Annotated in this window: 20 protein-coding genes; 7 read left to right on the top strand and 13 right to left on the bottom strand. The window is 37.5% G+C overall.

The window, feature by feature from the left end; translation table 11 throughout:
• Positions 1–328: 328 nt before the first annotated feature.
• Both Q2T41_RS17570 and Q2T41_RS17575 read left to right on the top strand, forming a co-directional pair.
• Positions 329–2,491 carry a thioredoxin domain-containing protein gene (locus Q2T41_RS17570; protein WP_304437142.1) on the top strand — a complete coding sequence of 721 codons (2,163 nt, stop codon included), beginning with the start codon at positions 329–331 and terminating at the stop codon, positions 2,489–2,491.
• 146 nt (positions 2,492–2,637) lie between these two features.
• Positions 2,638–3,834, top strand: a complete 1,197-nt coding sequence (locus tag Q2T41_RS17575) for a DegT/DnrJ/EryC1/StrS family aminotransferase (RefSeq protein ID WP_304437475.1) — start codon at positions 2,638–2,640, stop codon at positions 3,832–3,834.
• A gap of 1 nt (position 3,835) precedes the next feature.
• On the opposite strand, the gene ribB is transcribed toward Q2T41_RS17575, so the two are convergent.
• The 11 genes from ribB to Q2T41_RS17630 all read right to left on the bottom strand — a co-directional run bounded on the left by ribB (position 3,836) and on the right by Q2T41_RS17630 (position 14,841).
• Positions 3,836–4,972: a 3,4-dihydroxy-2-butanone-4-phosphate synthase gene (ribB, locus tag Q2T41_RS17580; protein WP_304437143.1), complete on the bottom strand. Its 1,137-nt coding sequence runs from the start codon at positions 4,970–4,972 to the stop codon at positions 3,836–3,838.
• Positions 4,973–4,983: 11 nt separating this feature from the next.
• A complete protein-coding gene (locus tag Q2T41_RS17585) occupies positions 4,984–6,417 on the bottom strand; it encodes an LptF/LptG family permease (RefSeq protein ID WP_379922029.1) in 1,434 nt (477 codons plus the stop codon).
• Positions 6,418–6,491: 74 nt separating this feature from the next.
• On the bottom strand, positions 6,492–7,136 hold the full coding sequence (gene lolA1, locus Q2T41_RS17590) for an outer membrane lipoprotein periplasmic chaperone LolA1 (RefSeq protein ID WP_304437476.1): 645 nt from the start codon (positions 7,134–7,136) through the stop codon (positions 6,492–6,494).
• A gap of 13 nt (positions 7,137–7,149) precedes the next feature.
• Entirely contained in the window at positions 7,150–9,519 is a 2,370-nt protein-coding gene (locus Q2T41_RS17595; protein ID WP_089261403.1) for an FtsK/SpoIIIE family DNA translocase, read from the bottom strand.
• A 61-nt stretch (positions 9,520–9,580) separates the two neighbouring features.
• On the bottom strand, positions 9,581–9,949 hold the full coding sequence (locus Q2T41_RS17600; protein WP_304437145.1) for a diacylglycerol kinase family protein: 369 nt from the start codon (positions 9,947–9,949) through the stop codon (positions 9,581–9,583).
• A gap of 10 nt (positions 9,950–9,959) precedes the next feature.
• Positions 9,960–10,463, bottom strand: a complete 504-nt coding sequence (gene tpx / locus Q2T41_RS17605) for a thiol peroxidase (protein WP_304437146.1) — start codon at positions 10,461–10,463, stop codon at positions 9,960–9,962.
• A 119-nt stretch (positions 10,464–10,582) separates the two neighbouring features.
• Positions 10,583–10,840: a DUF6952 family protein gene (locus Q2T41_RS17610; protein WP_089261397.1), complete on the bottom strand. Its 258-nt coding sequence runs from the start codon at positions 10,838–10,840 to the stop codon at positions 10,583–10,585.
• Positions 10,821–11,135, bottom strand: a complete 315-nt coding sequence (locus Q2T41_RS17615; RefSeq protein ID WP_089261395.1) for a thioredoxin family protein — start codon at positions 11,133–11,135, stop codon at positions 10,821–10,823. Before Q2T41_RS17615 ends, Q2T41_RS17610 begins: the two co-directional genes overlap by 20 nt.
• 64 nt (positions 11,136–11,199) lie before the next feature.
• Entirely contained in the window at positions 11,200–11,844 is a 645-nt protein-coding gene (locus Q2T41_RS17620) for a peroxiredoxin (protein ID WP_089261393.1), read from the bottom strand.
• Positions 11,845–12,067: 223 nt separating this feature from the next.
• Positions 12,068–13,546 carry a Na+/H+ antiporter NhaC gene (nhaC, locus tag Q2T41_RS17625; protein ID WP_089261391.1) on the bottom strand — a complete coding sequence of 493 codons (1,479 nt, stop codon included), beginning with the start codon at positions 13,544–13,546 and terminating at the stop codon, positions 12,068–12,070.
• A gap of 74 nt (positions 13,547–13,620) precedes the next feature.
• Complete coding sequence (locus tag Q2T41_RS17630) at positions 13,621–14,841, bottom strand: aminotransferase class I/II-fold pyridoxal phosphate-dependent enzyme (protein ID WP_304437147.1); 1,221 nt, start codon at positions 14,839–14,841, stop codon at positions 13,621–13,623.
• Between the two features lie 149 nt (positions 14,842–14,990).
• Between Q2T41_RS17630 and Q2T41_RS17635 the strand changes: the two genes are divergently transcribed.
• Positions 14,991–15,449 carry an Lrp/AsnC family transcriptional regulator gene (locus tag Q2T41_RS17635; protein WP_089261387.1) on the top strand — a complete coding sequence of 153 codons (459 nt, stop codon included), beginning with the start codon at positions 14,991–14,993 and terminating at the stop codon, positions 15,447–15,449.
• Between the two features lie 48 nt (positions 15,450–15,497).
• Positions 15,498–16,904 (top strand): dihydrolipoyl dehydrogenase, encoded by a 1,407-nt coding sequence (lpdA, locus tag Q2T41_RS17640; protein ID WP_304437148.1) that lies wholly within the window; start codon positions 15,498–15,500, stop codon positions 16,902–16,904.
• A 67-nt stretch (positions 16,905–16,971) separates the two neighbouring features.
• Here lpdA and Q2T41_RS20825 read toward each other — a convergent pair whose 3' ends face one another.
• A complete protein-coding gene (locus tag Q2T41_RS20825; protein WP_367186898.1) occupies positions 16,972–17,160 on the bottom strand; it encodes a hypothetical protein in 189 nt (62 codons plus the stop codon).
• Positions 17,160–18,155, bottom strand: a complete 996-nt coding sequence (locus Q2T41_RS17645; RefSeq protein ID WP_367186899.1) for a heparan-alpha-glucosaminide N-acetyltransferase domain-containing protein — start codon at positions 18,153–18,155, stop codon at positions 17,160–17,162. The genes Q2T41_RS20825 and Q2T41_RS17645 overlap by 1 nt, the downstream gene beginning before the upstream one ends.
• Positions 18,156–18,686: 531 nt before the next feature.
• Here Q2T41_RS17645 and tilS point away from each other — a divergent pair.
• From tilS to Q2T41_RS17660, 3 genes are all read left to right on the top strand, one after another.
• On the top strand, positions 18,687–19,994 hold the full coding sequence (tilS, locus tag Q2T41_RS17650) for a tRNA lysidine(34) synthetase TilS (protein ID WP_304437149.1): 1,308 nt from the start codon (positions 18,687–18,689) through the stop codon (positions 19,992–19,994).
• On the top strand, positions 19,991–21,955 hold the full coding sequence (locus Q2T41_RS17655) for a protein-disulfide reductase DsbD family protein (protein ID WP_304437150.1): 1,965 nt from the start codon (positions 19,991–19,993) through the stop codon (positions 21,953–21,955). Before tilS ends, Q2T41_RS17655 begins: the two co-directional genes overlap by 4 nt.
• A 110-nt stretch (positions 21,956–22,065) precedes the next feature.
• Positions 22,066–24,459, top strand: a complete 2,394-nt coding sequence (locus Q2T41_RS17660; RefSeq protein ID WP_304437151.1) for a penicillin acylase family protein — start codon at positions 22,066–22,068, stop codon at positions 24,457–24,459.
• Positions 24,460–24,461 lie beyond the last annotated feature (2 nt).

Below are 24,461 nucleotides of genomic sequence, written 5' to 3' on the forward strand. Positions count from 1 at the left end.
TAACGAAACAAATATAATTTGGAGGTTATGTGGAGAGTAAAAGAAATGAAGCGAACACTGGTAATTTTGATGCAGCGCTTCTGTTATTATTAGTAATACGGCATTTTTAGCTATATTTTTTTATGAGTCTCTTTAAATACAAGGGGTAGATTTTTCATATTGATAAATAATCTGCATATTATTGACTTTGTTCAATTTTGATGTATTAAAATATTTTGAAAAATAGCACATGGATAACTATATATTTGAACTAATATGTTACTTGGACCAAAGCGGGAATTACATATAAATTAAATTTATCTTTGAAGCTTTATATACCTTGTTCGTTATGAAAATGCGGTCTTATTTAATCATTACCTTATTATTTATTGGGTTTTTAAACTCTTGTAAAGAAAGTAATAAGGAACATTCCCAAGATCTTTCTTCCGGTCATGAAAATGGCAATTATGAGTTTACAAATGAACTAATCCATGAGACTAGCCCATATCTTTTACAACATGCCCATAATCCGGTAAATTGGAAACCTTGGTCACAAGAAGCATTTAAGGAAGCTGAAAATAAGGGAGTACTGGTGGTTTTAAGTGTAGGGTATTCTACCTGTCATTGGTGCCATGTAATGGAAGAAGAGTCTTTTGAGGATTTGGAGGTGGCAAATTTGATGAACGCCAAATTTGTAAGTATAAAGGTTGACCGTGAGGAAAGACCAGATTTGGATATGGTTTACCAAACGGCCCTGCAATTGGTCAATGGTACTGGTGGATGGCCTATGAACGCAATCATTTTGCCAGATGGTAGCCCTATATACCTAGGCACTTATAGCACAAAAGAGGAATGGAAAAATATTCTCACCAAGTTTAGTACCGAGTATGAGGCTAATCCAGAAAAAATGAAGGAATATGCTACCATGCTCGCCAATGGTGTACAGGAGGTTTATGAACAACCGGCAAAACAATTGGCCAATGAAATATCCAAAACAAAAATTATAAACGGTATATCTACCTGGTCCAACTCGTGGGATAGGGAATGGGGAGGAAATACCGAACAGCAAAAATTCATTATTCCGGCAAATTTAATTATGTTATTGGAGTATGCGGTTTTGGAGCAGGATAAAAATGCACAAGATTTTGTTTTTAAAACATTGGATAAAGTATCTCAAGGAGGCATATATGACCATATAGGGGGAGGTTTTTTTAGATATAGCACGGATCCTAAATGGAAAGTGCCGCATTTTGAAAAAATGCTCTATGACAATGCACAAATGTTAAGCGTATTGTCCAATGCATATAAATTAAATGCAAATAATACCTACGAATCTTTAATAGAGGATACTTTTCATTTCTTGACTTCTGAAATGAAAAATCCGGAAGGCGGGTATTTTAGTGCAATGGATGCAGATACCAACGGAGAGGAAGGTATCTATTATATTTGGTCAATTGAGGAATTGAAATCGGTACTTAATACTGATTATGAGCTTTTTGCCAAGTTTTTCAATATAAACGATGGTGAGGTTTGGGAGCATTCAAGTTTCGTACTTTATACTACTGAATCCATAGCGGAATTCTCTAAGAACAATTCAATATCACAATCTGAATTTTCTATTAAACTTAAAAAATGGAAAGAGGCTTTGTATGATGCTCGTCAATTACGGGATAAACCTTCAACGGATTATAAGATCATAACTTCTTGGAATGCACTTTTAATCGATGGATTGGTAGATGCCTATAAAACCTTTAAAGATGCTCGTTACCTTAATGAGGCAAAATTAATATTTAACTATCTAAAAGATCATAATTATAAAAATGGGGAATTGGTTCATTCCTATACTGCCAATAGCGATCAAAAAGAAGTTTTTTTGGAAGATTATGCGTTCTTGGCCAAGGCAGCAATTAGTCTGTATGAAGTGACCCTAAATATCGATTACCTTAAAGTGGCCAATAAATTAATTGGTAGTGCACTTATAACCTATAAGAGCAAGTCTGGTTTGTTTTATTATAATCTACCCAATGATTTGGTGCCAAGAATGATTAACACCACAGACGGAGTCATCCCCTCTGCCAATGCTATTATGGCTCAAAACTTATTTAAAATAGGACATTTGGAATATAATACGTCATATTTAAATGATGCCAAAAGCATGACCTCTTTGGTAGTGGAGGACTTTGAGAATTATGCTCTTAATTATGGTTCATGGGGAACACTACTTTTAAACCATGCTTACCCTTATTATGAAATAGCTGTGGTAGGGGAGCAGGCTAAAAATCTGGTACAGGATTTAGGAGGTTTTTACCTAGCCAATACTTTAGTGGTCGGTAGTGAACGCTCAAGTGACATCTCTCTATTCAAGGATCGTTATGATGCCGATGATACGTTTGTCTATGTTTGCCAAAACAACACGTGTAAATTGCCGGTGACGAGCACGATAGAGGCTATTGGGCAAATGAAATCATTTGGATACCAAGGATTGGAGACTATCCAAAAATTTAGTAAATAATAAAGGAACCGTTTAAAATCAAGCAGGTTACAATAGGTATTTTCTATTCATATTGACGAATGAATTTATTATCTTAAAGCTGGCCAGAAAACTTTGCTATTACCAATTATTTGAACAAGATTTGTACAACAATAAAATGTAATAAAATGCCAGGTTTTGAACTGTTTGGGGAAAAAGAAAAAAGTCAAGTACAACAGGTATTGGATACCGGAGTTCTAATGCGTTATGGATTTGACGGTATGCGTAACGGTCAGTGGAAAGCAGTTGAGCTAGAACAGGCATTGGCTAAAAAAATGATGGTGAAACACGCTCAATTGGTGAGTAGTGGAACTGCGGCGTTAACGGTAGCCCTTGCCAGTGCCGGTGTTGGTGCGGGAGATGAAGTCATTATGCCCACATTTACTTTTGTTGCTAGTTTTGAATCTATTTTGGCAATAGGAGCAGTGCCTATCTTGGTAGATGTTGATGATACTTTAACTTTAGATCCTGCTGCGGTAGAAGAGGCAATTACCAGTAATACAAAGGTTATAATGCCTGTTCATATGTGTGGTTCCATGGCAGACTTGGGTGCTTTAAAATCCATTTGTGAAAAACATGGTTTATTACTTTTGGAAGATGCATGCCAAGCAATTGGAGGTAGTTACGACGGTAAACCTTTAGGAAGTTATGGTGATTTAGGATGTTTTTCCTTTGATTATGTCAAAACCATTACTTGTGGAGAAGGTGGAGCGCTTATTACCAATAACGATGCTTTTAAACTGCATGCTGATCATTTCTCCGATCATGGCCATGATCATATTGGAACGAATAGGGGAGCGGAAAGCCATCCGATTTTAGGATATAACTATAGAATATCCGAATTAAACGCTGCCGTGGGCTGTGCTCAAATTAAGCGTTTAGATGAGTTTTTGACAATTCAGGAAAAACATTATACACTTATAAAAACTATATTAGCTCCCATTGAGGGAATTACTTTTAGAAGAGTACCCCATGGTGGAGTTGAAAATTATTCTTTCTTGAATTTTTACATGCCGACAACCGAGTTGGCCAAAAAAGCGCATCAGGCGTTAACCAACGCTGGTTTGGATGCATGTTTTTATTGGTATGACAATAATTGGCATTATTACAAGAAATGGGAGCACCTTGCACATACCAAGTCGTTGGGGAAATTGCCTCAAGATGTATTGAACCAATTACCGGATTATACCAAGGCCGACTTTTCAAAATCTGATGTTTGGGTAGGTAGAAATATATCTTGTCTCATTAAACTTAGCTGGACTGAAGAACAGGTAAAAGAACGAGCGGATAAAATGAAAGATGTATTAACCGGCCTGTTATCGTAAATTAGTAGGATACATATTCTACTATTTCCAATCCGTATCCTATTATACCCACCCTTTTTGACTGTAAACTATTGGTCATCAATTTCATTTTGTGAATACCAAGGTCATGTAGTATTTGGGCACCAATACCAAAATCCCTACTGTCCATCTCAATTTTTGGAGCCTTCATTATTCCCTGTTTTTGCAATTCCTTGAGTTCCTTTAATCGAGATAGTAAATTAAGCGATTCTACATCTTGATTAATGAATACAATGGCACCTTTACCTTCATCATTTACTTTTTTGAACATATCCTCCAATTTTTCATCGGGATTATGGGTCAAGGTTCCTAAAATATCATTGTTGATCAAGGTAGAATTAATTCTAGTTAGAATTTTCTCATCTGCAGACCAAGTTCCTTTGGTCAACGCGAGGTGAACATGGTTATTGGTTGTTTGCTTATAGGCTCTTAACCTGTATTCGCCAAACCTCGTATTAATATTAAAATCTGTTTCTTTTTCAATTAAACTATCATGCTCCATTCTATAGGCTACCAAGTCTTCTATGGAAACGATCTTTAGGTCAAATTTTTTGGCCACTTCAATTAACTGGGGTAAACGCGCCATACTGCCATCATCGTTCATTATCTCAACGATATAACCGGCAGGTTTAAGACCGGCCAATCTAGCAAAATCAATAGCTGCCTCTGTATGTCCAGTTCTGCGGAGAACACCGCCTTCTTTTGCAACCAATGGGAAAATATGTCCAGGTCTTACCAGATCATGAGGTTTGGTATTGGGGTCGGTAAGGGCAAAAACGGTTTTGGAACGGTCAGATGCCGATATGCCAGTAGTTACTCCATTGCCCCTTAAATCTACGGAAACCGTAAAAGCTGTCTCAAACGGATCGGTATTGGTATTTACCATTAATGAAAGTCCTAATTCCTTACATCTACCTTCGGTCAACGGTGCGCATATAAGTCCTTTGCCATGCGTTGCCATGAAATTTATGGTTTCTGGGGTTGCCAGCTCGGCTGCAGCCAAAAAATCCCCTTCGTTTTCCCTATTCTCATCATCGACCACTATAATGACGTTTCCCAAACGGATGTCCTCAATAGCTTCCTCAATAGTGTTTAATTGTATTTTAATTTGATCTGTCATGTTGTTAAGAATCAGCTTTTGTCTTTTTTCTTAAATAATTTTTTGAAGAAATCGGTTATAAAACCAAAATCGACCATTCCTTTATCTTCCGTTGCCCTTTTAGTTAAAAATATTCCTAACGGCAGCATAATCAATGTAGCTATCCAGGCACCTAACATAGGGTGAATATTTCCTTCTTTGGAATAATTTCCGGCAAAAACACCTATAAAATAGTAGATAAGAAACAGCACTATGGCAATAACCATGGGTAAACCTAGTCCGCCTTTTCTAATAATTGCACCTAAAGGGGCACCCACAAAAAATAATATAATACAGGAAAATGCCAAGGCATACTTACTATGAAGTGAAAGTATGTGCATGTTATATATTTTATACCGCTTTTGCATTTCCTCTTTTTTACCGGTTACAGAACCTAAAATACTACTAGTTGCATTTTTTGCACTACTTAGTATTTGCAACTGTTGCCATTCTGGGAAAAGTACAAGGAAATTTTCCTTTATAGAATCTTGCAGGGCGGTGTTTGCTCTGGCCAATTTTGCTTTTTCCGCGGTAATGGAATCTTTTTTGGAAACCATATCTGCTTTAACGGAATCTTTGTTTTTAATGACCAATGGAGCAAATAGGCCAATTCTACTCTCAATATTTTTTGAAAACGCACGAACTATCCTGTAATTGTCTCCCCTTAAGGAATCAATATCTTTGGACAACCTTGAAATGTTTTTCATTTTATCGGTACTGATGTCCCGTTCCTCTTCCAATTCATCATTGTTGATGTCGGGAATTTCAATATTCATGGTGTAGGTATCAAAATTGGCTTGTGCAAAGGGGAATTGCATTTTGCTGTCATTACTTTTAGTGACAATATCCTCATAGTAATGCCCATCATGTAATACCAATTGAATTAAATCAGAATCTTCACTACTAATCAATTCTCCCGTTTTGGATTTAATGACCGTAGTATTCAAATTGGTTTTGGACTTTATATGGATAATGACGTTTTTTAAGAAGCGATCGTTCTCCCCATATTTTTCATCCACTTTAATGTTCATCCCTTCAAAATCACTAAAAACACCTTCTGCTACAACAGCGGCAGGTTTTACCTTGGCAATATTTCTCCTAAGATTGTATATTTTTCGCTGGGATAAGGGAATGACATTATTGGCAAAAAAGAAGGTGACACCCCCTAGTAAGACCACAAATATTATCAAGCTCAACATTGAGCGCTGCAACGAAATACCTGAAGCCTTCATTGCTGCAAACTCATAATTTTCTGCAATGGACCCAAAAGTAAGTATAGAGGATAATAGTACCGTTAACGGTAAAACTTTTTCGGTGAGATCTGGTAGTAAATAAAAAAGAAACTTTCCTATAATGATGATATCTAGACCTTTACCTGCAATATCGTCAATAAATAACCAGATCGTTTGAAATATGAAGATAAACATCAATATTACAAACGAACTGACAAAATTAAAGACGAACCTTGATAGGATATAACGGTCTAGAATTCTCAATAGATCTAATTTCTTAGAATGAAATAGCCTTCATCCTTATATTTAGCTTCATCAAAAGTAAATAAGGTTTTGGACAAATCTTGGTCTGTTTTAAAAGAATTAACAGTGATCGTTGTCTTTGTGCCATTCTTTCCGGTTTCAATTAGTTTATAGATATGCTTTGTACCCATATCTATTCCCAATAATCTTGATTTTATTTCGGTATCAGAATCTATTGGGGTCAATTTTACATATTGAATTTTTCTACCCTGCACATTCTGTAAAATATCCCATGCATAATTATGGCCCTCCTTATAGAATGTCAACATTTTAGAAGGGGTCATGGCGTTTTCGTCATCAGACTGGTCTTCAATGGTCACTTCTTCATTTTCAGGTACAATGGTATACACTTTCTTACCGTCATAGAGTTGTTGGGACCCTAAATAATTGAATATATATTTTTCGTCGGAAAGTGTTACATCACCTCTGGTCTCTTGATTTATTCCCGCTTCCGCATTTTTAAGGTCAAATTTAAAATCTACATATATATTGTCGTAACTCTTTACTTTGGCATATACCTCATCCAATAATGATTTTGCCTTATCTGAACTTTGTGCGTTGGCCAAAGTTGTCATTAAAATAGCCGTAAATACAATAATAATTTTTTTCATCATGTTTTTAATATTATTCATTATCCAAAATTTGGTGAAGGGCGGCAATATCCGTTACATAAACCTGTCTTGCCTTACTGCCTTCAAATGGACCTACAATTCCTGCTGCCTCTAACTGATCAATAATTCTGCCAGCCCTGTTATATCCCAATTTCAACTTACGCTGAATCAATGAGGCGGAGCCTTGTTGGGCAATTACGATAACTTCTGCAGCTTCGCGAAATTTAGCGTCCCTTTCAGACACATTGTTATCAAGACTCGTGCCAGAATCTTCGCCAACATATTCAGGGAGCTCATGGGCATCTGGATATGCTCGTTGACTGCCTATGAACTCAACAATTTTAGCTACCTCTGGGGTATCTACAAAAGCACATTGAATACGGGTTACATCATTACCTTGGGTAAACAACATATCACCCCTACCAATTAATTGATCGGCACCTGCAGTATCCAATATAGTTCTTGAATCTATTTTGGAAGTTACCCTAAATGCGAGCCTTGCCGGGAAGTTAGCTTTAATGATACCTGTAATAACGTTCACGGATGGTCGTTGTGTTGCAATGATCAAATGGATACCAATGGCCCTTGCCAATTGCGCCAATCTTGCAACAGGGGTTTCTACTTCCTTTCCCGCGGTCATGATAAGATCTGCAAACTCATCGATCACCAAAACGATATAGGGCAAAAATTTATGTCCGTCATGCGGATTAAGTTTACGCGCTTTAAACTTAGTATTGTATTCTTTAAGGTTACGGACCATAGCCAATTTTAAGAGCTCATACCTATTATCCATTTCTATACAAAGGGAATTTAAGGTGTGGATTACCTTGGTATTGTCCGTAATTATCGCTTCTTCTGAATCGGGTAGTTTGGCCAAGAAATGGCGCTCAATTTTATTGTAAAGCGTTAATTCTACCTTCTTGGGGTCAACAAGAATAAATTTAACCTCAGCTGGATGCCTTTTGTATAATAACGAGGTTAATACCGCATTTAAACCAACGGATTTACCTTGACCTGTGGCACCTGCCATTAACAAGTGTGGCATTTTAGCCAAATCAACTACAAAAGTTTCGTTACTGATCGTTTTTCCAAATGCAATGGGAAGTTCCATTTCGGCCTTTTGAAATTTGCTTGACGCAATTACCGAACGCATGGAGACTATAGTTGCGTTTTTATTGGGTACCTCAATACCAATGGTGCCCTTACCCGGTATGGGTGCTATGATACGTATGCCCAGGGCCGCCAACGACAGGGCAATATCATCTTCAAGGTTTTTTATCTTGGAAATACGTATACCCGCTTCCGGTACTATTTCATATAAGGTAACGGTAGGCCCTATGGTTGCTTTAATCTGGGCAATCCCAATTTTGTAATTTTTAAGGGTTTCTACAATTTTGTTCTTGTTTTCCTCTAATTCTTCTTGGTTTATGGTAATACCACCGGTTACCCCATGTTGATCCAATAATTCTATGGTTGGGAACTTATAATTACCCAGTTCCAGCGTAGGGTCAAATTCACCAAAGTCGTCGACCAATTTGTTGGCCAATAAATCTAATTCCTCAGGTTCTTCAATAACCTGTTCCACCTCCATATCCAAGGTTTCCTCTTCCTCAGGGGCAACAACTTCAAAATCCTTGGATTCCGGTTCTGGTTCTAAGTGGGGGATTTCGGTTTTATGAGTGTAGGTATCAACTACAATAGGGGACTCTTCCTCTAAGGAAGAGGTTATCAGCTCTTCTTCCTCTGCAAGTGTTTTCTTTCGTTCCTTACTTGCCTTAAATTCTGATGAAATGGCCTCTTTTCTTGATTTAAAGAATGAGCCTATAGCTTCTGGCGTAAGCTCAAATAATCTGACCACAATGAAAATCAGTCCAAAGAGCAATAATAACAATACTCCTATTTTGCCGGCGTAGTCCTGCAGAAAGTCATTCATTTCATAGCCGATCAATCCACCTAGTAAAGGGGTTTCAATGGCAAAGAACCCTAACGCGATTGAAATCCATATTACAAATAAAAGCCCCCATATCCATTTTTTGATCAGGGCTTTTAAAGGCAATCCTAAAAATAGATAAATGCCGGTTATACAAATTAAGAACGGGAAAATTAACGAGGCCAGTCCAAAGCCTTTATACATGAAAAAATGACTGATGCTAGCACCAAATTTGTTCAATAAATTCTTGGCAAGTTCATTACGGTCCTTAAATTCCGTCAATAGGCTTTGGTCATCTTGCCAATTAAAATAAAAGGATATAAATGAAAAAAACAATGCAATACTAAAAAGCATGAGTAAACTGCCCAAAATAATTTTATTCTGTTTGGACAATTTAAACGATGTTCCTTTTTTAGTAGGTTTTGGCTTTGATTTAGTTGCCTTCTTTGCCATTAAATCTTTTATTCTGGTGCTAAATTACAAATTTACGTTGAGCAATTGGAAATGTTGGCGCTTACTGGAAAATCTTAGGAATATAAATGATGAGCCCAATAATTGCCGAAGCTATTGAAACCAGCATAACGGCACCGGCAGAAATATCCTTAATAAAGCCTATCTTAACATCAAACTCTGGCTGTACATAATCTGATATTTTTTCAACGGCCGTATTTAAGCCTTCTATACCTAAAACTAGGGCAATGGCAAAAATCTGCAGAATCCATTCCGTGCTTGAAATTTCAAAATAAAAACCGGCTATGGTAACCACCATGGCAATGACCACTTGAATTTTTATACTTGCTTCGGTGCGTACCAATAACCAGGCTCCTTTTAAGGCGAAACCAACACTTTTGATACGATTGACCAAAAAGGATTCTTTGGGCATGGATTTATTTTTAACTCATCAACGCCTCCAATGCCGCCTTGTAATTAGGTTCTTCGGTTATTTCCGCTACTTGTTCCGTATAGATGACATTTCCTTTTTCATCCAGTACTACGACAGCTCTGGAATGTAGTGGTGTCAAAGGTCCATCAGAGAAATCTACGTTATACGCTTTACCGAAATTGCCATCCTTAAAATCTGAAAGCATTTCTACGTTTTCAATACCTTCCGCACCGCAAAATCTTGCTTGGGCAAATGGTAAATCCTTGGAAACACATAATACAATGGTATTGTCCAGCTCTGCAGCTTCTTGGTTAAATTGTCTTACGGACTGTGCGCAGGTACCAGTATCCACACTTGGAAAAATATTTAAAACTACCCTAGAACCTTCATAATCCGAAAGTTTAACGGTAGATAGGTCGTTTTTGGTCAATTGAAATTCTGGAGCCTTATTACCATTAGTCGGTAATGATCCAATAGTATGTACGGTATTGCCTTTTAGTGTTACGGAAGCCATGTTTTAAGTTTAAGATTTAAAGTTGTGAAATTATAAAATATAAAGCTTAAACGTAAATTAAAGGATAAAAAAAAGGTTCTTTCATGCATGAAAGAACCTTAAATATTTATTTGGGTATTTTATTTATCAATGGAGCCAAGAACCCGTTGCATAAATTGGTTCATGGCATCTTTTTTTGGAATACCATCCTGTATGCTCTGCGCTACATCAAGAGCACCGTACATATTGGAAATCAATTCTCCTATAACATCAAGCTCTTCATCTTTTAACGAGGGTAATTCCGTAAGGGCTTCTAAGGTTTCAATGGTTTCCAGAACGTAATCACTGTCCTTTTCCTCAATAAATTCCGTCAGTAATTTAATTATAGGCAACCTCACTGATCAATTCTTTTAAAAGGTCATATTTATTGGTCTGGACCTGATTCTTTAATTTCCCTTTTTCGAAAGATGCAAACGTTGGCAAATTGTCAACATTGGCAAGTTTTCTTGAGGCAGGGAATTTTTCGGCATCGGCTATGACAAAGGTAATGTTCTCATTGGTTGAAGCCTCTTTTTTGAATTTAGGCTTCATGATTCTACAGTTACCACACCAAGTGGCCGAATACTGAACAACAACATTATCATTATTAGCTATAATTTCCTGTAGATTATCTTCTTCTAGTTCTAGTAACATAACTTCAATTGTTTAATGGATTAACAAGGGCATGAAATCATTCATGCCCTATGATAAAAATTGTTTAGTTAGCGTGTGCGGATAGATAGGATTTTACACCCTCCCTGTTGGCGGACATTGCTTCTTTGCCTTCTTCCCAGTTGGCAGGACATACTTCTCCTTTTTCCTGTACATGGGTGTAAGCGTCTATTAAACGAAGATATTCGTTTACATTTCTACCTAAAGGCATATGGTTGATACCCTCATGGAAAACGGTTCCTTCCTCATCTATTAAGTAAGTGGCGCGGTAAGTAACATTATCGCCTTCAACGGTAATGATATCATTGACCTCATCGTATTCTTTATTTGTTGTGTCAAGAATACCTAAAGTAGCCGCTAAATTTCTGTTGCTATCAGCTAAAATAGGGTAGGTAACACCTTCAATTCCTCCGTTGTCCTTATCTGTACTTAACCAAGCAAAATGAACTTCTGCGGTATCACATGACGCTCCAATTACCATTGTATTTCTTTTTTCGAACTCACCTAAAGCTGCTTGAAAAGCATGTAGTTCGGTAGGACAAACGAAAGTGAAATCCTTTGGGTACCAAAAAAGAACTACTTTTTTATTGTTTTTCTGAGCTTCTTCCAATACGTTGATCTTAAAAGTATCGCCCATTTCGTTCATTGCATTAACGCTTAGATTTGGGAATTTTTTTCCTACAAATGCCATAATATGTTTTCGTTTATTGATTTATTTGTAAGGCAAAATTAGTGCATGAAAACCTGTATTGCAGCATTCAAAATTAGAATTTTCAATGCAAGAATAACTATTTTGAATGGCGTAAGAATTTGTATGTTTTTCTTGTTGAAGTGTTAATTATAGGTGCCATAAATTATCAGATCGTTACTTTAACGACCGGGGTAGGAACTTATAAGCAAACTGTGCAAATGAGTTATTTGGTGAATATGCGTTTGATCTTAATATTGAGCGCGGCAAATATAAAAGTCATGATCGGGCTTAACCAATTAAAAATGGCATATACAAAGTATTCCGCTACACTAACACCTAATACACCGCTATGATATGCTCCACAGGTATTATAAGGAATAAGTACGGAAGTTACCGTTCCCGTATCTTCCAAGGTCCTGCTCAGGTTTTCAGGAGCTAGACCTTTATCCTTAAATGCTTTGGCGAACATTTTGCCCGGAACCACAATGGCCAAATACTGGTCAGATGCAGTACCGTTTAGCACAATACAGCTTATACCTGTACTAAAGAATAGACCAAATGTAGATTTAGCCAAACTTAATAAGGCCTTTGTAATACGGGACAATGCTCCAATACCATCCATAATTCCGCCAAAAACCATGGCACAAACAATAAGCCAAATAGTACCCATCATACCGGCCATTCCCTTTGCGGAAAACAAATCGCTCAACACCTCATTGTCCGTTGGAATTTCAGTACTAACAGTAATTGCCTGTAATATACCCTTGTATGCCGAATGAAAATCTAGCTGTTTACTGTCCGTTATTCCAGCAACGACCTCAGGTTGAAAAATGACGGCAAATAATGCACCCAGCAAGGTGCCAATGAGCAATGCGGCCAATGGAGGTGTTTTTTTTACTATCAATGCGACGACTACCACTGGAACCAAAAATAACCATCCGTTTATATTGAAGGTGGCGTCTATAGAGGATAAAATGGAGTCGATATCCGCAACACCGCTCGTATCTATGTTAAGTCCAATAATTATGAACACCAATAACGTAATTGAAATTGTTGGAACCGTTGTCCATAACATATATTTAATATGGGTAAATAATTCCCCACCGGCCATTGCCGGTGCTAAATTTGTAGTATCGCTTAAAGGAGATAATTTATCTCCAAAATATGCACCGGATAATACGGCCCCTGCCGTCATTCCCAAGGAAACACCTAAGGCTTCACCAATACCTATAAGGGCAATACCAACTGTTGCAGAGGTGGTCCAGCTACTGCCGGTGGCCACGGATATGATTGCACAGATGATAACGCAGGCGGCCAAAAATATAGTGGGATTTAAGATTTGAAGACCATAATAGATCATAGCCGGTATTACACCACTTACCAGCCAAGTACCGGCCAAGGCGCCAACCATTAATAAGATAAGTAATGCTCCGGTCGTAGCTTTTATATTTTCCGCAACTTCCGCAAACATTTGTTTATAGGAAACTTTATTAAAAAAACCTACAATTGCGGCTATGGCGCCTCCTAATAATAGTATGAATTGATTGGATCCGCTTAGCGCATCATCCCCAAAAACATATACATTATAAGCTAGCATTCCTACTAAGGCTATAACCGGAATGAGAGCTTCTAAAATACTCAGTTCCCTGTTCTGTACAATATGTTCATTTTCTCTATGCTCATTGGTATTATGGTCGGCCATTAAAGATGAGTTTGGATTCTACGTAATATTACGATTTATGGGATTGATGTGCAAACCGTTTATAAAATCGATTATTAGGCTTTTATGCCGGTGGAATCCAATATCTTAAGGTCCATAAGGCATTTTTTCATCATGGAATACGTGCGTTCTATATCGTCATCAAGACCTATGGAAAATCTAATTAGGCCGTTTCCAAGGCCCATTTCTTCCTGTTCCTCAATAGGAATTTCTGAAGAGGTAGAACTTCCAGGCGCACTGAACAAGGTTTTGTAGAACCCTAAACTGACCGCTAAATAGCCTAATTTTTGTTCTTGCATTAATTCCATTAAGGTATTGGCATTTTCCAATGTCCCTACATCTAAGGTCAATAATCCGCCATAGCCATATTCCGGATTCATTTGGTCTTCCATGATTAAATGACCTGGGTGAGATGATAGTCCAGGATATACGACCCTTAAACCGTCTTGTTCAAATTTTTTGGCCAAGTATAGTGCGTTTGCACTATGTTGTTTCATTCTAATGTGTAAGGTACGCATATTTTTAAGGATAGATGCTGCCCGCATACTGTCCAAAGTACTTCCTAATAACATTCCCGCTCCATTGTTCACATCCTTAAGGGCTAAACAAAATTCGGTTGAGCCGCAAACCACACCGGCAACGCAGTCACTGGTTCCGTTAATGAATTTGGTAAGACTGTGGATAACAATATCGGCACCAAGTCTTGCAGGAGATACGGTAAGCGGAGAAAACGTATTGTCAACCACTAATGGTAAGGTGTTCTGTTTGGCAATCCGCGAAAGCGCAGAAATATCGGCTACCTCCAATAGGGGATTGCTCACACTTTCACAATAGATCATTTTAGTATTTGGGGTTATGGCATTCTCCACCGCTTTTAAATCTGTGATATCCAAAAATGTGGTGGTTATCCCCAATTTAACCAAAAAGTTTTTCATGAACGCATAAGTACCTCCATAAATGGTCCTGCTACTAATAATGTGGTCACCGGTATTGCACAATTGTAGTATTACTGCGGTAATGGCACCCATGCCACTTGCCGTAACATTAGCGGTCTCCGTGCCTTCCAGTGCGGCCAAGGCTTCGCCCAGATATAGATTGGACGGTGAGGAATGCCTACTATATAGGTAACACCCTTCCGTATTACCTTCAAAGGTATCGAACATGGTTTTGGCCGAGATAAAGGTATAGGTAGATGAATCCGAAATAGATGGATTGACTCCACCATATTCTCCAAAATATTGAAGGTCCTGTAAGTTGTTACTATGCTTTGTGCTCATGAATAATATTTTAAGTAAATCTAGTCTATAGTAAAATAATTGTCAATGCATTTGTTTAATTGTAGATTTTAATTCTATAATATATATTTTTTTAGATTTTAAATTTATATTTACAGCTATTACATCTGTTATTTAGATAATTAATCAAAATGAAACTAGACGATAAGGATATTAAGCTATTGGCTCTTTTACAGGACAATAGCAAGAAAACCAATAAGGAATATGCACTGCAATTGGGTTTGTCAACCACCGCAATCTATGAACGTATAAAGCGTTTGGAACGTACCGGGGCCATTAGGAATTATGTAGCCTTAGTGGACAAGGCCAAGGTCAATAGAAATTTTACCGTTTTTTGCCATGTAAAACTAGTACAGCATGTCAAGGATAATATTGCTCAGTTTGAGGCTCAGGTATTACGATTACAAGAGGTAGTAGAGTGCCACCATTTAAGCGGTGACTATGATTATTTGTTGAAGATACATGTGCAGGATATGGATGCTTACCGTCATTTTATGGTCAATAAACTTACGGCTATGAGCCATATTGGTAGTACACAGAGTTCTTTTACCATAAAAGAGGTAAAGCATTCTACGGCTATACCCCTGTAAAACTAAAAATAGTATTAATTTTGTAGGACATTAGAAAACAAATATTTTATGGATCAATATGATGTAGCCATTATAGGCTCTGGACCTGGTGGATATGTAGCGGCAATACGTTGTGCACAGCTAGGAATGAAAACAGCAATAATTGAAAAATATTCCACCTTGGGCGGAACCTGTTTAAATGTTGGGTGTATACCCTCAAAAGCGTTGTTGGATTCTTCACATCATTATGAGGATGCCATTAAACATTTTGATGAGCACGGTATTGAAATACCGGGAGAAATAAAGGTCAATTTGGAAAAAATGATTGCCCGTAAACAAAGTGTCGTTGATCAGACTACTAAGGGTATTGAGTTTTTAATGGATAAAAACAAGATTACCGTTTATGAGGGTGTTGGGAGCTTTAAGGACGCAACACATGTCTCTATTAAAAAGAACGATGGTAAGTCAGAAGATATTGAAGCTAAACATATTATTATAGCAACAGGTTCCAAACCTTCTACCTTACCCTTTATAAAATTGGATAAAGAACGTATCATTACTTCTACAGAGGCATTAAAGTTGAAAGAGGTACCCAAACACATGATCGTAATTGGCGGTGGGGTTATTGGCCTTGAATTAGGTCAGGTGTATAAGCGTCTTGGTGCGGAAGTTACGGTAGTGGAATTTATGGACCGTATTATTCCGGGAATGGACGGTGCCCTTTCCAAAGAATTGACCAAAGTGTTGAAAAAGCAAAAGATAAAGTTTGCATTATCCCATAAAGTTAAATCCGTTGAACGAAAAGGGGATAAGGTAATAGTAAAGGCTGATGACAAAAAAGGCCAAGAGGTTGTTTTTGAAGGGGATTATTGTTTAGTGGCCGTTGGACGTAGACCATTTACAGACGGGTTGAACGTTGAGGCTGCAGGAGTTGCCTTGGATGATAGGGGCAAAGTAATCGTAGATGGGCATTTAAAGACCAATGTAGATAACATTTATGCTATAGGTGATGTTATAAAAGGTGCAATGTTGGCACATAAGGCAGAAGAGGAAGGTACTTTGGTTGCAGAACAATTGGCGGGCCAAAAACCCCATATTGATTATAATTTGATTCCGGGCGTTGTATATACATGGCCAGAGGTTGCCGCTGTTGGTAAGACCGAGGAAGAGTTGAAGGAAGCGGGCGTTGATTTTAAGGTTGGCCAGTTTCCAATGCGTGCACTGGGCCGTTCCAGGGCCAGTATGGACACGGATGGATTTGTAAAAATATTGGCCGATAAAAAGACCGATGAGGTTTTAGGGGTTCATATGATCGGGGCACGTTGTGCCGATTTAATTGCAGAGGCGGTTACAGCTATGGAATTTAGGGCTTCAGCAGAAGATATCTCGCGTATGAGCCACGCACACCCAACTTATGCGGAAGCCGTTAAAGAGGCAGCGTTGGCCGCAACTGACGATCGCGCACTGCATATATAAATATTGATTGCAATAATTACATAAAAAAGCAGTCCTTGAACAGGCTGCTTTTTTTTATGAACAAAAATTAATTTTTAATTAGGCCTAAAGTGCGTAATACCTTTTCCGTAACGCTTTTTAAGACTTCAAAGGCTATTAGTGCAAATTGTTCCAAATAAATCCTTGCTATGGATAAAAAGGAAGAAATACCGGCTTTAAATTCTATTTTATGGTCTTCATATTTCAGGGCCAAAAAAGAACAAATGAACATAAACATTATTGCCCCGGAATGGCTATCCACGGAGTTAGGGAGTGATGAAAAAACCTATATAGGCCTACTCCTGTAAAACTACCGTACAAAATGATAAAATGTATCACATAGATGGACAATGTACTCTGACCAATTTTTAACCACGTAGCGTTCATTAAGAAACTTCTAAGAAGAATAAATAGGGAAAAGACCAATAGCACATCACCAAGTCTAATAAATAGGTAATTGTTAGAATATATCGCTTCAAATAAAGCTATACCGGTTATCTCGTGTACCGTATGGAAAAAATCCGATGAAAGAAAAATCAAGGTCAATCCAACACCAATATATGCTGGTATAAGAACGGTGTACAACTTTTTGTGTTCCTGAAACTTGGTGAAAATAACGGAAAGAAATCCACCTACAGAGGCATAGCCCAGCCATGGTATAATCGTAAATACCGAACCATGTGCTTTTGTAAAGTAATTGGCGAGAAATTGAGGTAATATCTCAAAGCTCATTGATTTATAAATCGGTTCAAAAATGAACAAAACCAACGTTGTGCCTGCCAATACACCAGGGAAAATCCATTTTTGTTTGGTAAACGTCAGCAAATAGCACGCTATAATAAATAGTAATGAAAGGCCTATACAGTGTAAAACATCCACCAAATAAAATGAATCATAAATTTCCCCTTTGAACAGGCCAAAAAGATTCATTCTTAGTAAATATGCGATTGCCAATAGCTCCAATCCTCTTTTTAGACCTTTTTTTACACGGGGATTGTTCCAGCCCGTTTGGGGCGAACGAATCAATAAGAACGTAAAAATGAATCCGGATACGGTAAAGAATACTGGCGCGGTAATACCCCTAAAATATTTCCAAGTGCTGAACACTAAATTTGAGCTATCCCTAAAGGCATTGTCTAAAAGTCCATCTATAAAATGCCCTTGTAGCATCATCAAAATGGCCCAAGCGCGTATGGCATCCAAAAAAAACAATCTGGTTCTAACGTTGCTCATTACTTTTAATATATCCTATATACTTCTATAACAGTATGTTTGGATGTTCACTGGCGCAAAATTAGATAAAATAAGTTAAGGTATTCCGTATTTAAAATAAATTCCTAATCTTCTATAAATTAGGGCTTTTGGGTTTGCTTTTGATATTTGTGGGTATCAAATCTTCAAAATCTAACAATGATAGGTTGGTCAAGTTAACTCTGCAGTTGGCATAAATAAAGTTTAATGGTCGGTCATATGCCATATTTTAGGATTGTGCGATATGGAGTTGGAAGGGCATAATTGGCAATATTTATTGTGATAGCTTTAATACGGAAAATGTAGTTGAAAAGAATTAAAGCGCATAGGGGGACAATGTAGTCGTAGAAGTATAGTATATTTTAGTGAAAGTTGAGAAATCTAAAAAGTAATGATATGTCTTTTTAAATAAAGCTTCTTTTTGGGCATTAATTCTATACCATTAAAATAGTAAGCTTAAAAATACTGGTATATGTTTTTAATAATCTTATGTGACTTCTGTACCTTTATCCCGTGTTAAAAGCCTTTAGGGAACATATTGAATTAGACTTTCCGGAGTTAATGACCGATCACTTTTTAATTGCCTGTAGTGGTGGATTGGACAGTGTGGTTCTTTGCGTACTTTGTAAGGAATTAGGTTTGAAGTTTTCAATGGCACATTGCAATTTTGGCCTACGTGGTCATGCCAGTGATGGAGATGAAGATTTTGTAAGATCATTGGCAAAATCACTTAATAGTCAAATATTTGTAACCCGTTTTGATACCTTGGGCTATGTCAACCAACATAAGGTTTCCATGCAAATGGCCTGTAGGGAATTGCGTTATGCCTGGTTTCGTAAAATTTTAGGGGAACAAGGCATTTCTATATTGTTGACCGCACATCATGCCAACGATAATCTTGAAACATTTTTGATCAACCTATCAAGGGGAAGCGGTATTGAAGGCCTAATGGGAATACCGGCCAAAACAACATATTTAAGAAGGCCATTGTTACCTTTTACACGGGAGCAGTTGGCTTCCTATGCACAGGACAATGCTATACGTTGGAGGGAAGATAGTAGTAATGCAGATACCAAGTATCTTAGAAATAAAATTAGGATCGATCTTGTTCCAATTCTAAAGGAACTTCACCCAACCTTTTCGGAGAATTTTAAAAATACATTGCGGTATTTAGAACAAACCAACACGATAGCCAATGCATATCTAGAAGAATTAAAGAAAGAATTGTTCGTTCCACAGGGAAATGGATATCAAATCCCTATTATCAAATTAAAGAAGCTACATCCATTGTCTACTTACTTACATGGACTATTTTATGAATACGGATTTAGGGAACTGGATAATCTTGAATCTATCTTGGACGGATTAAGCGGTAAATTTATACGGTCCAATACACATATTTTGGTAAAGAATCGTGAGTTTTTATTGCTCTCTCCTGTACAAACTCATAATGATAAACATTCTTATGATATTAGGGAGGATGCAGTAGTTGTTAAACACCCGGTATCACTTAAATTTTCAGAGGTCTCCCAACGTTATGATAATTCAAGAGACATAATTTACGTACAGAAAAATACGTTAAAATATCCTTTGACGTTAAGGAAATGGAAAAAGGGCGACTACTTTTATCCAATAGGGTTAAATGGCAAAAAAAAATTGGCCAAATTTTTTAAGGATGAAAAATTGGATATCCTATCAAAAGAGAATATTTGGTTGTTATGCTCGCAAGATCAGATTGTTTGGGTGGTAGGAATGCGTGCGGACAATAGATTTAAGGTCGTGGATAATGCCCAAAAGATTTTAAAAATAGAAATAACATGATAAAAAATTTAGTGCTCATTCTTTTTTTGTGTGTATGGCCATTTGCCGTAAAAGCACAGACAGATGAAAATCCGGTAGCTTGGGAACAGCAGGTCAATAAAATTTCAGAGACGGAATATGATTTGGTTATGAAAGCCAATATTATGGATGGATGGCATGTGTATTCCCAGTTTACTTCAGAAAATGGTTCCTTGCCAAGTGAATTTACTTATAATGGCAATGGAACGGTCTATGAGTTGATAGGGGGCACTAATGAAAGCGAAACTATTGTAGAGTATAGTGATATTTTTGAAGTGGACGAGACTTATTTTAAGGACAATGCTATTTTTACACAGCGTATAAAATTAAAGGATACCGTTGTTAATGAAATTGTGGTAGACTTGTTCTTTCAGGTATGTAAGGAGGTCTGTATTCCTATGGACAAGCAATTTGTTTTTAGGTTGGATGGTTCCACGGCAGAAGCTAAGGAGGTAATGGTAGATGATAGAAGTTTGGCGTTGAGCAAGGAACTTCGGTTAGACTTAACGAACAAGGAACTTCTTGTTAAAGGTCAGGAGAATATTACGGCCGGCACCAATATCTGGGTAATTTTTGGACTGGGATTTCTTGGCGGATTAATTGCTTTATTGACACCTTGTGTATTTCCTATGATACCGCTTACCGTATCGTTCTTTACCAAACAGACCAAGAAAAAATCGAAGGGGATTATTAATGCACTTCTGTATGGCTTTTTTATTGTACTGATTTACTTTTTGTTAAGCTTACCTTTTCATTTATTTGATTCTGTAGATTCGCAGATATTAAACTCCATAGCCACCAATGTATGGTTGAACCTTTTGTTTTTTATCATCTTTATATTTTTTGCGTTTTCATTCTTCGGTTATTATGAATTAACACTGCCTAGCTCATGGGCCAATAAGATGGATGCTGCCTCATCAAAAGTTGGTGGGGTCTTGGGTATATTTTTTATGGCGGTCACCTTGGCCATTGTTTCCTTTTCATGTACTGGACCAATATTGGGCGGTCTATTAGGTGGTACAACCTTGGCAGAGGGTGAAATTGCTACCAACCTTACTGCTGGTATGACCGGATTTGGTATGGCATTGGCATTGCCTTTTGGACTTTTTGCATTGTTTCCGGCTTGGTTGAATTCCTTGCCCAAATCTGGTGGATGGATGACCACGGTAAAAGTGGTGCTTGGGTTTTTGGAAATAGGACTGGCTTTAAAGTTTCTTTCTAATGCAGATTTAGTAGGTCATTGGGGAATATTAAAGCGTGAAATTTTCCTAGGAATCTGGATTCTTCTTGGTGTTGCTATGACCTTATACTTGTTTGGGCTCTATAAATTTCCACATGATGCACCGGTAAAAAAACTATCGCTTGGACGTAAATTTACTGGGGTGGTCAGTTTAGTATTTACCATGTATCTCATATTGGGTATTGTTAAGGTTATTCCATTAAAATTATTGAGCGGTTTTCCGCCACCGGAATTTTATAGCATTTTTGAACAGGAAAGTGATTGTCCCTTAGGTATAGATTGTTTTAAGGATTTTGAGAGTGGTCTGGCATATGCCAAAGAGGTCAATAAGCCCATTTTATTGGATTTTACCGGCTGGGCTTGCGTGAATTGTAGAAAGATGGAGGAAAACGTATGGAGCGATGGTGAAATATATCCATTGCTTAAAAATGAATTTGTATTGATTTCATTATATACGGACGATAGAAAGGAATTACCGGAATCCGAAAAATTCAATTTCCAATTTGAAAGTGGTAGAGTTAAGAAAATCAATAATATTGCGCAAAAATGGGGTACGTTTCAGGAAGTAAATTTTAATTCAATTTCCCAACCTTATTATGTGCTGTTGTCCCCAGATTTGGAGGTTTTGAATACTGCTATACAGAATACCGATATTCCCACGTATAAAAATTGGCTTTTAGAAGGCCTAGGGAATGCAAAATAGACCTTTAATTTTGTAAGATGTTGACTACTTGTCAGTAAAAAGCAGAGTTGCGAGCCCTTTATGTTAAAAATAGTTATAACTTGGTGGAAATAACTTTCCCCGAAATAACTATGAAAACATTAAAAAAAATTGGCAAATTTTTGCTGGTCATCATTGTCTTGTTGCTTATAGCAGTAGGAATATTTACCTATACCCTTAAGCCTGATTATTCTGGCAATAAGGAACTTTCAGGTTTACAACAGGAGGTAAGTGTTTATTATGATGATTATGGTGTTCCCCATATTTACGGGTCCAACGAAAAAGATGCTTTCAGGGCATTGGGATACGTACATGCCCAGGACCGTTTATGGCAAATGGAGCTATTACGAAGAATAGCAAGTGGTGGACTTTCCGAAGTATTTGGTCCGGATTTGGTGGATACCGATAAATTTTTTCTGTCATTGGGTATTTCAGACGCTACTAAGCAAACGGTCGCCAATTTAGATGGACAAAATAAAGGAGTTGAATTGGCTTCGGCCTATTTATCGGGTATTAATCAATTTATCGCGGAAGGCCCAACCCCTATAGAGTTTTATTTGACCGGTATAGACAAGCGAGATTTTGTCCTGGAGGATATTTACAATACCATTGGTTATATGGCCTTTAGTTTTGCCATGGCACATAAAACAGATCCATTGTTAACCACTATTCATGCAAAATTAGGGCCGGAATATTTAATGGACCTTCAGGTGGGTTCCAATATAGATACGGAATGGATAAAAAATTATAACCCAACTTCTAATGATTCCGTTCAAAATCAATTAACTGCAATGGTTAATAATGCATTGGGCAATTTGGAAATTCCGTTGTTTGAAGGTAGTAATAGCTGGGTCATTGCTCCTGAAAAAACAAAAAACGGAAAGGTAATTTTTGCGAATGATCCACATATAGGTTTTGCGCAACCATCTGTCTGGTATGAAGCACATATAGAAACACCATCGTATACTAAATACGGATATCATATAGCTGGTATTCCTTTTCCGTTACTGGGTCACAATAGGGAAATTGCTTATGGGTTGACCATGTTTGAGAATGATGATGTAGACTTTTATTACGAACGGCCAAACCCTACGAATAAGGACCAATATTGGGCACAAGATGGGTTTGTCGATTATGAAATTGTAGAAAAGACCATTAAGGTCAAAGATGCACAAGCTGTAAATTTTAAGTATCGTAAAACGGTTCATGGGCCTGTCTTAAATGGAATTGCGGACCAAATAAACGGAGACAGGCCCATAGCCATGTCATGGGTTTATACGCAAACTGAAAACCAGGTTATAGATGCCTTGTTTAATTTAAGCTTTGCCACAAATATCACGCAGTTTAAATCTACCTTGCCTAAAATTCATGCGCCTGGTCTAAATGTTATGTATGGCGATGCAAAAGGTAATATTGCCTGGTTCGCTACGGCAAAACTTTATCACATTCCTGATTCGGTCCATACAAAATTTATTTATGAAGAAGGGCAGGGGCTTCCAGTAGAAAAGGAATGGTTGCCCTTTCATGAAAATCCACAGGCCATAAACCCGCCTTCCCATTATGTGTATTCTGCCAATAATCAGCCGGATTCCATAGTGGGTATGCTTTATCCTGGTTACTATCTACCAGAGAACAGGGCTAAAAGAATCGTAGAATTATTGGAGCCTAAAAATGACTGGGACTTGAATTCGGCCACTCAAATGATTACAGATGTTACCTCCTCGGTAGAACCTGAAATCGTCTATAATTTAACGAAGTATATTGATATTTCTACCTTGAAGGAAAAGGAATTAAAGGTCATTGATTTATTAAATCTGTGGGATGGCAACTATGAGCTTTCATCTATTGAAGGAACGGTATATAACCGCTGGGTATATTATCTGTTAAAGCAAACTTTTAAAGATGAACTAGGTGATGAGTTGTTCTCTCAGTTCTTAAGTACCCATCTAATGAAAAGGATAATTGCACCTTTGTCCAAAAATGATGCTTCTGTATGGTGGGATGATGTTGCGACCAATGACCGTGAGGAAACAATAAACGATATTGTCAATAGTTCATTTGAACAGGCTCTTGTTTCGTTAAGGGATGATTTTGGTACCAATATTAATGAATGGCAATGGAAAAAAGTACATACTTTGGAGCACACCCATCCTATAGGTCAGATTGCTGCATTACGCTCATTTTTTAACGTAGGTCCCTTTGAGGTTGAGGGGTCTAGGGAAGTCATCAGTAATATGGCGTTTCCTTATGATGATACGGGATTGTACAAAACCAGTTCTGGACCATCTACCAGAAGAATAATAGATTTTTCTGATGTGGAGAACAGTGTAAGCATATTGCCCACTGGCCAATCAGGAAATCCTTTTAGTAGGCATTATCAAGACCAGGCACAAATGTATGTGGATGGTAAGTTCAGGAAAATGATGATGAACAAGGAAGAAATTCAAAAAAGTAAAGAAATCCTTATTTTTAGACCAAAGGATTAAAA

This window comes from Maribacter confluentis (genome assembly GCF_030505015.1).
In the GTDB taxonomy this organism is placed as follows: domain Bacteria; phylum Bacteroidota; class Bacteroidia; order Flavobacteriales; family Flavobacteriaceae; genus Maribacter; species Maribacter sedimenticola.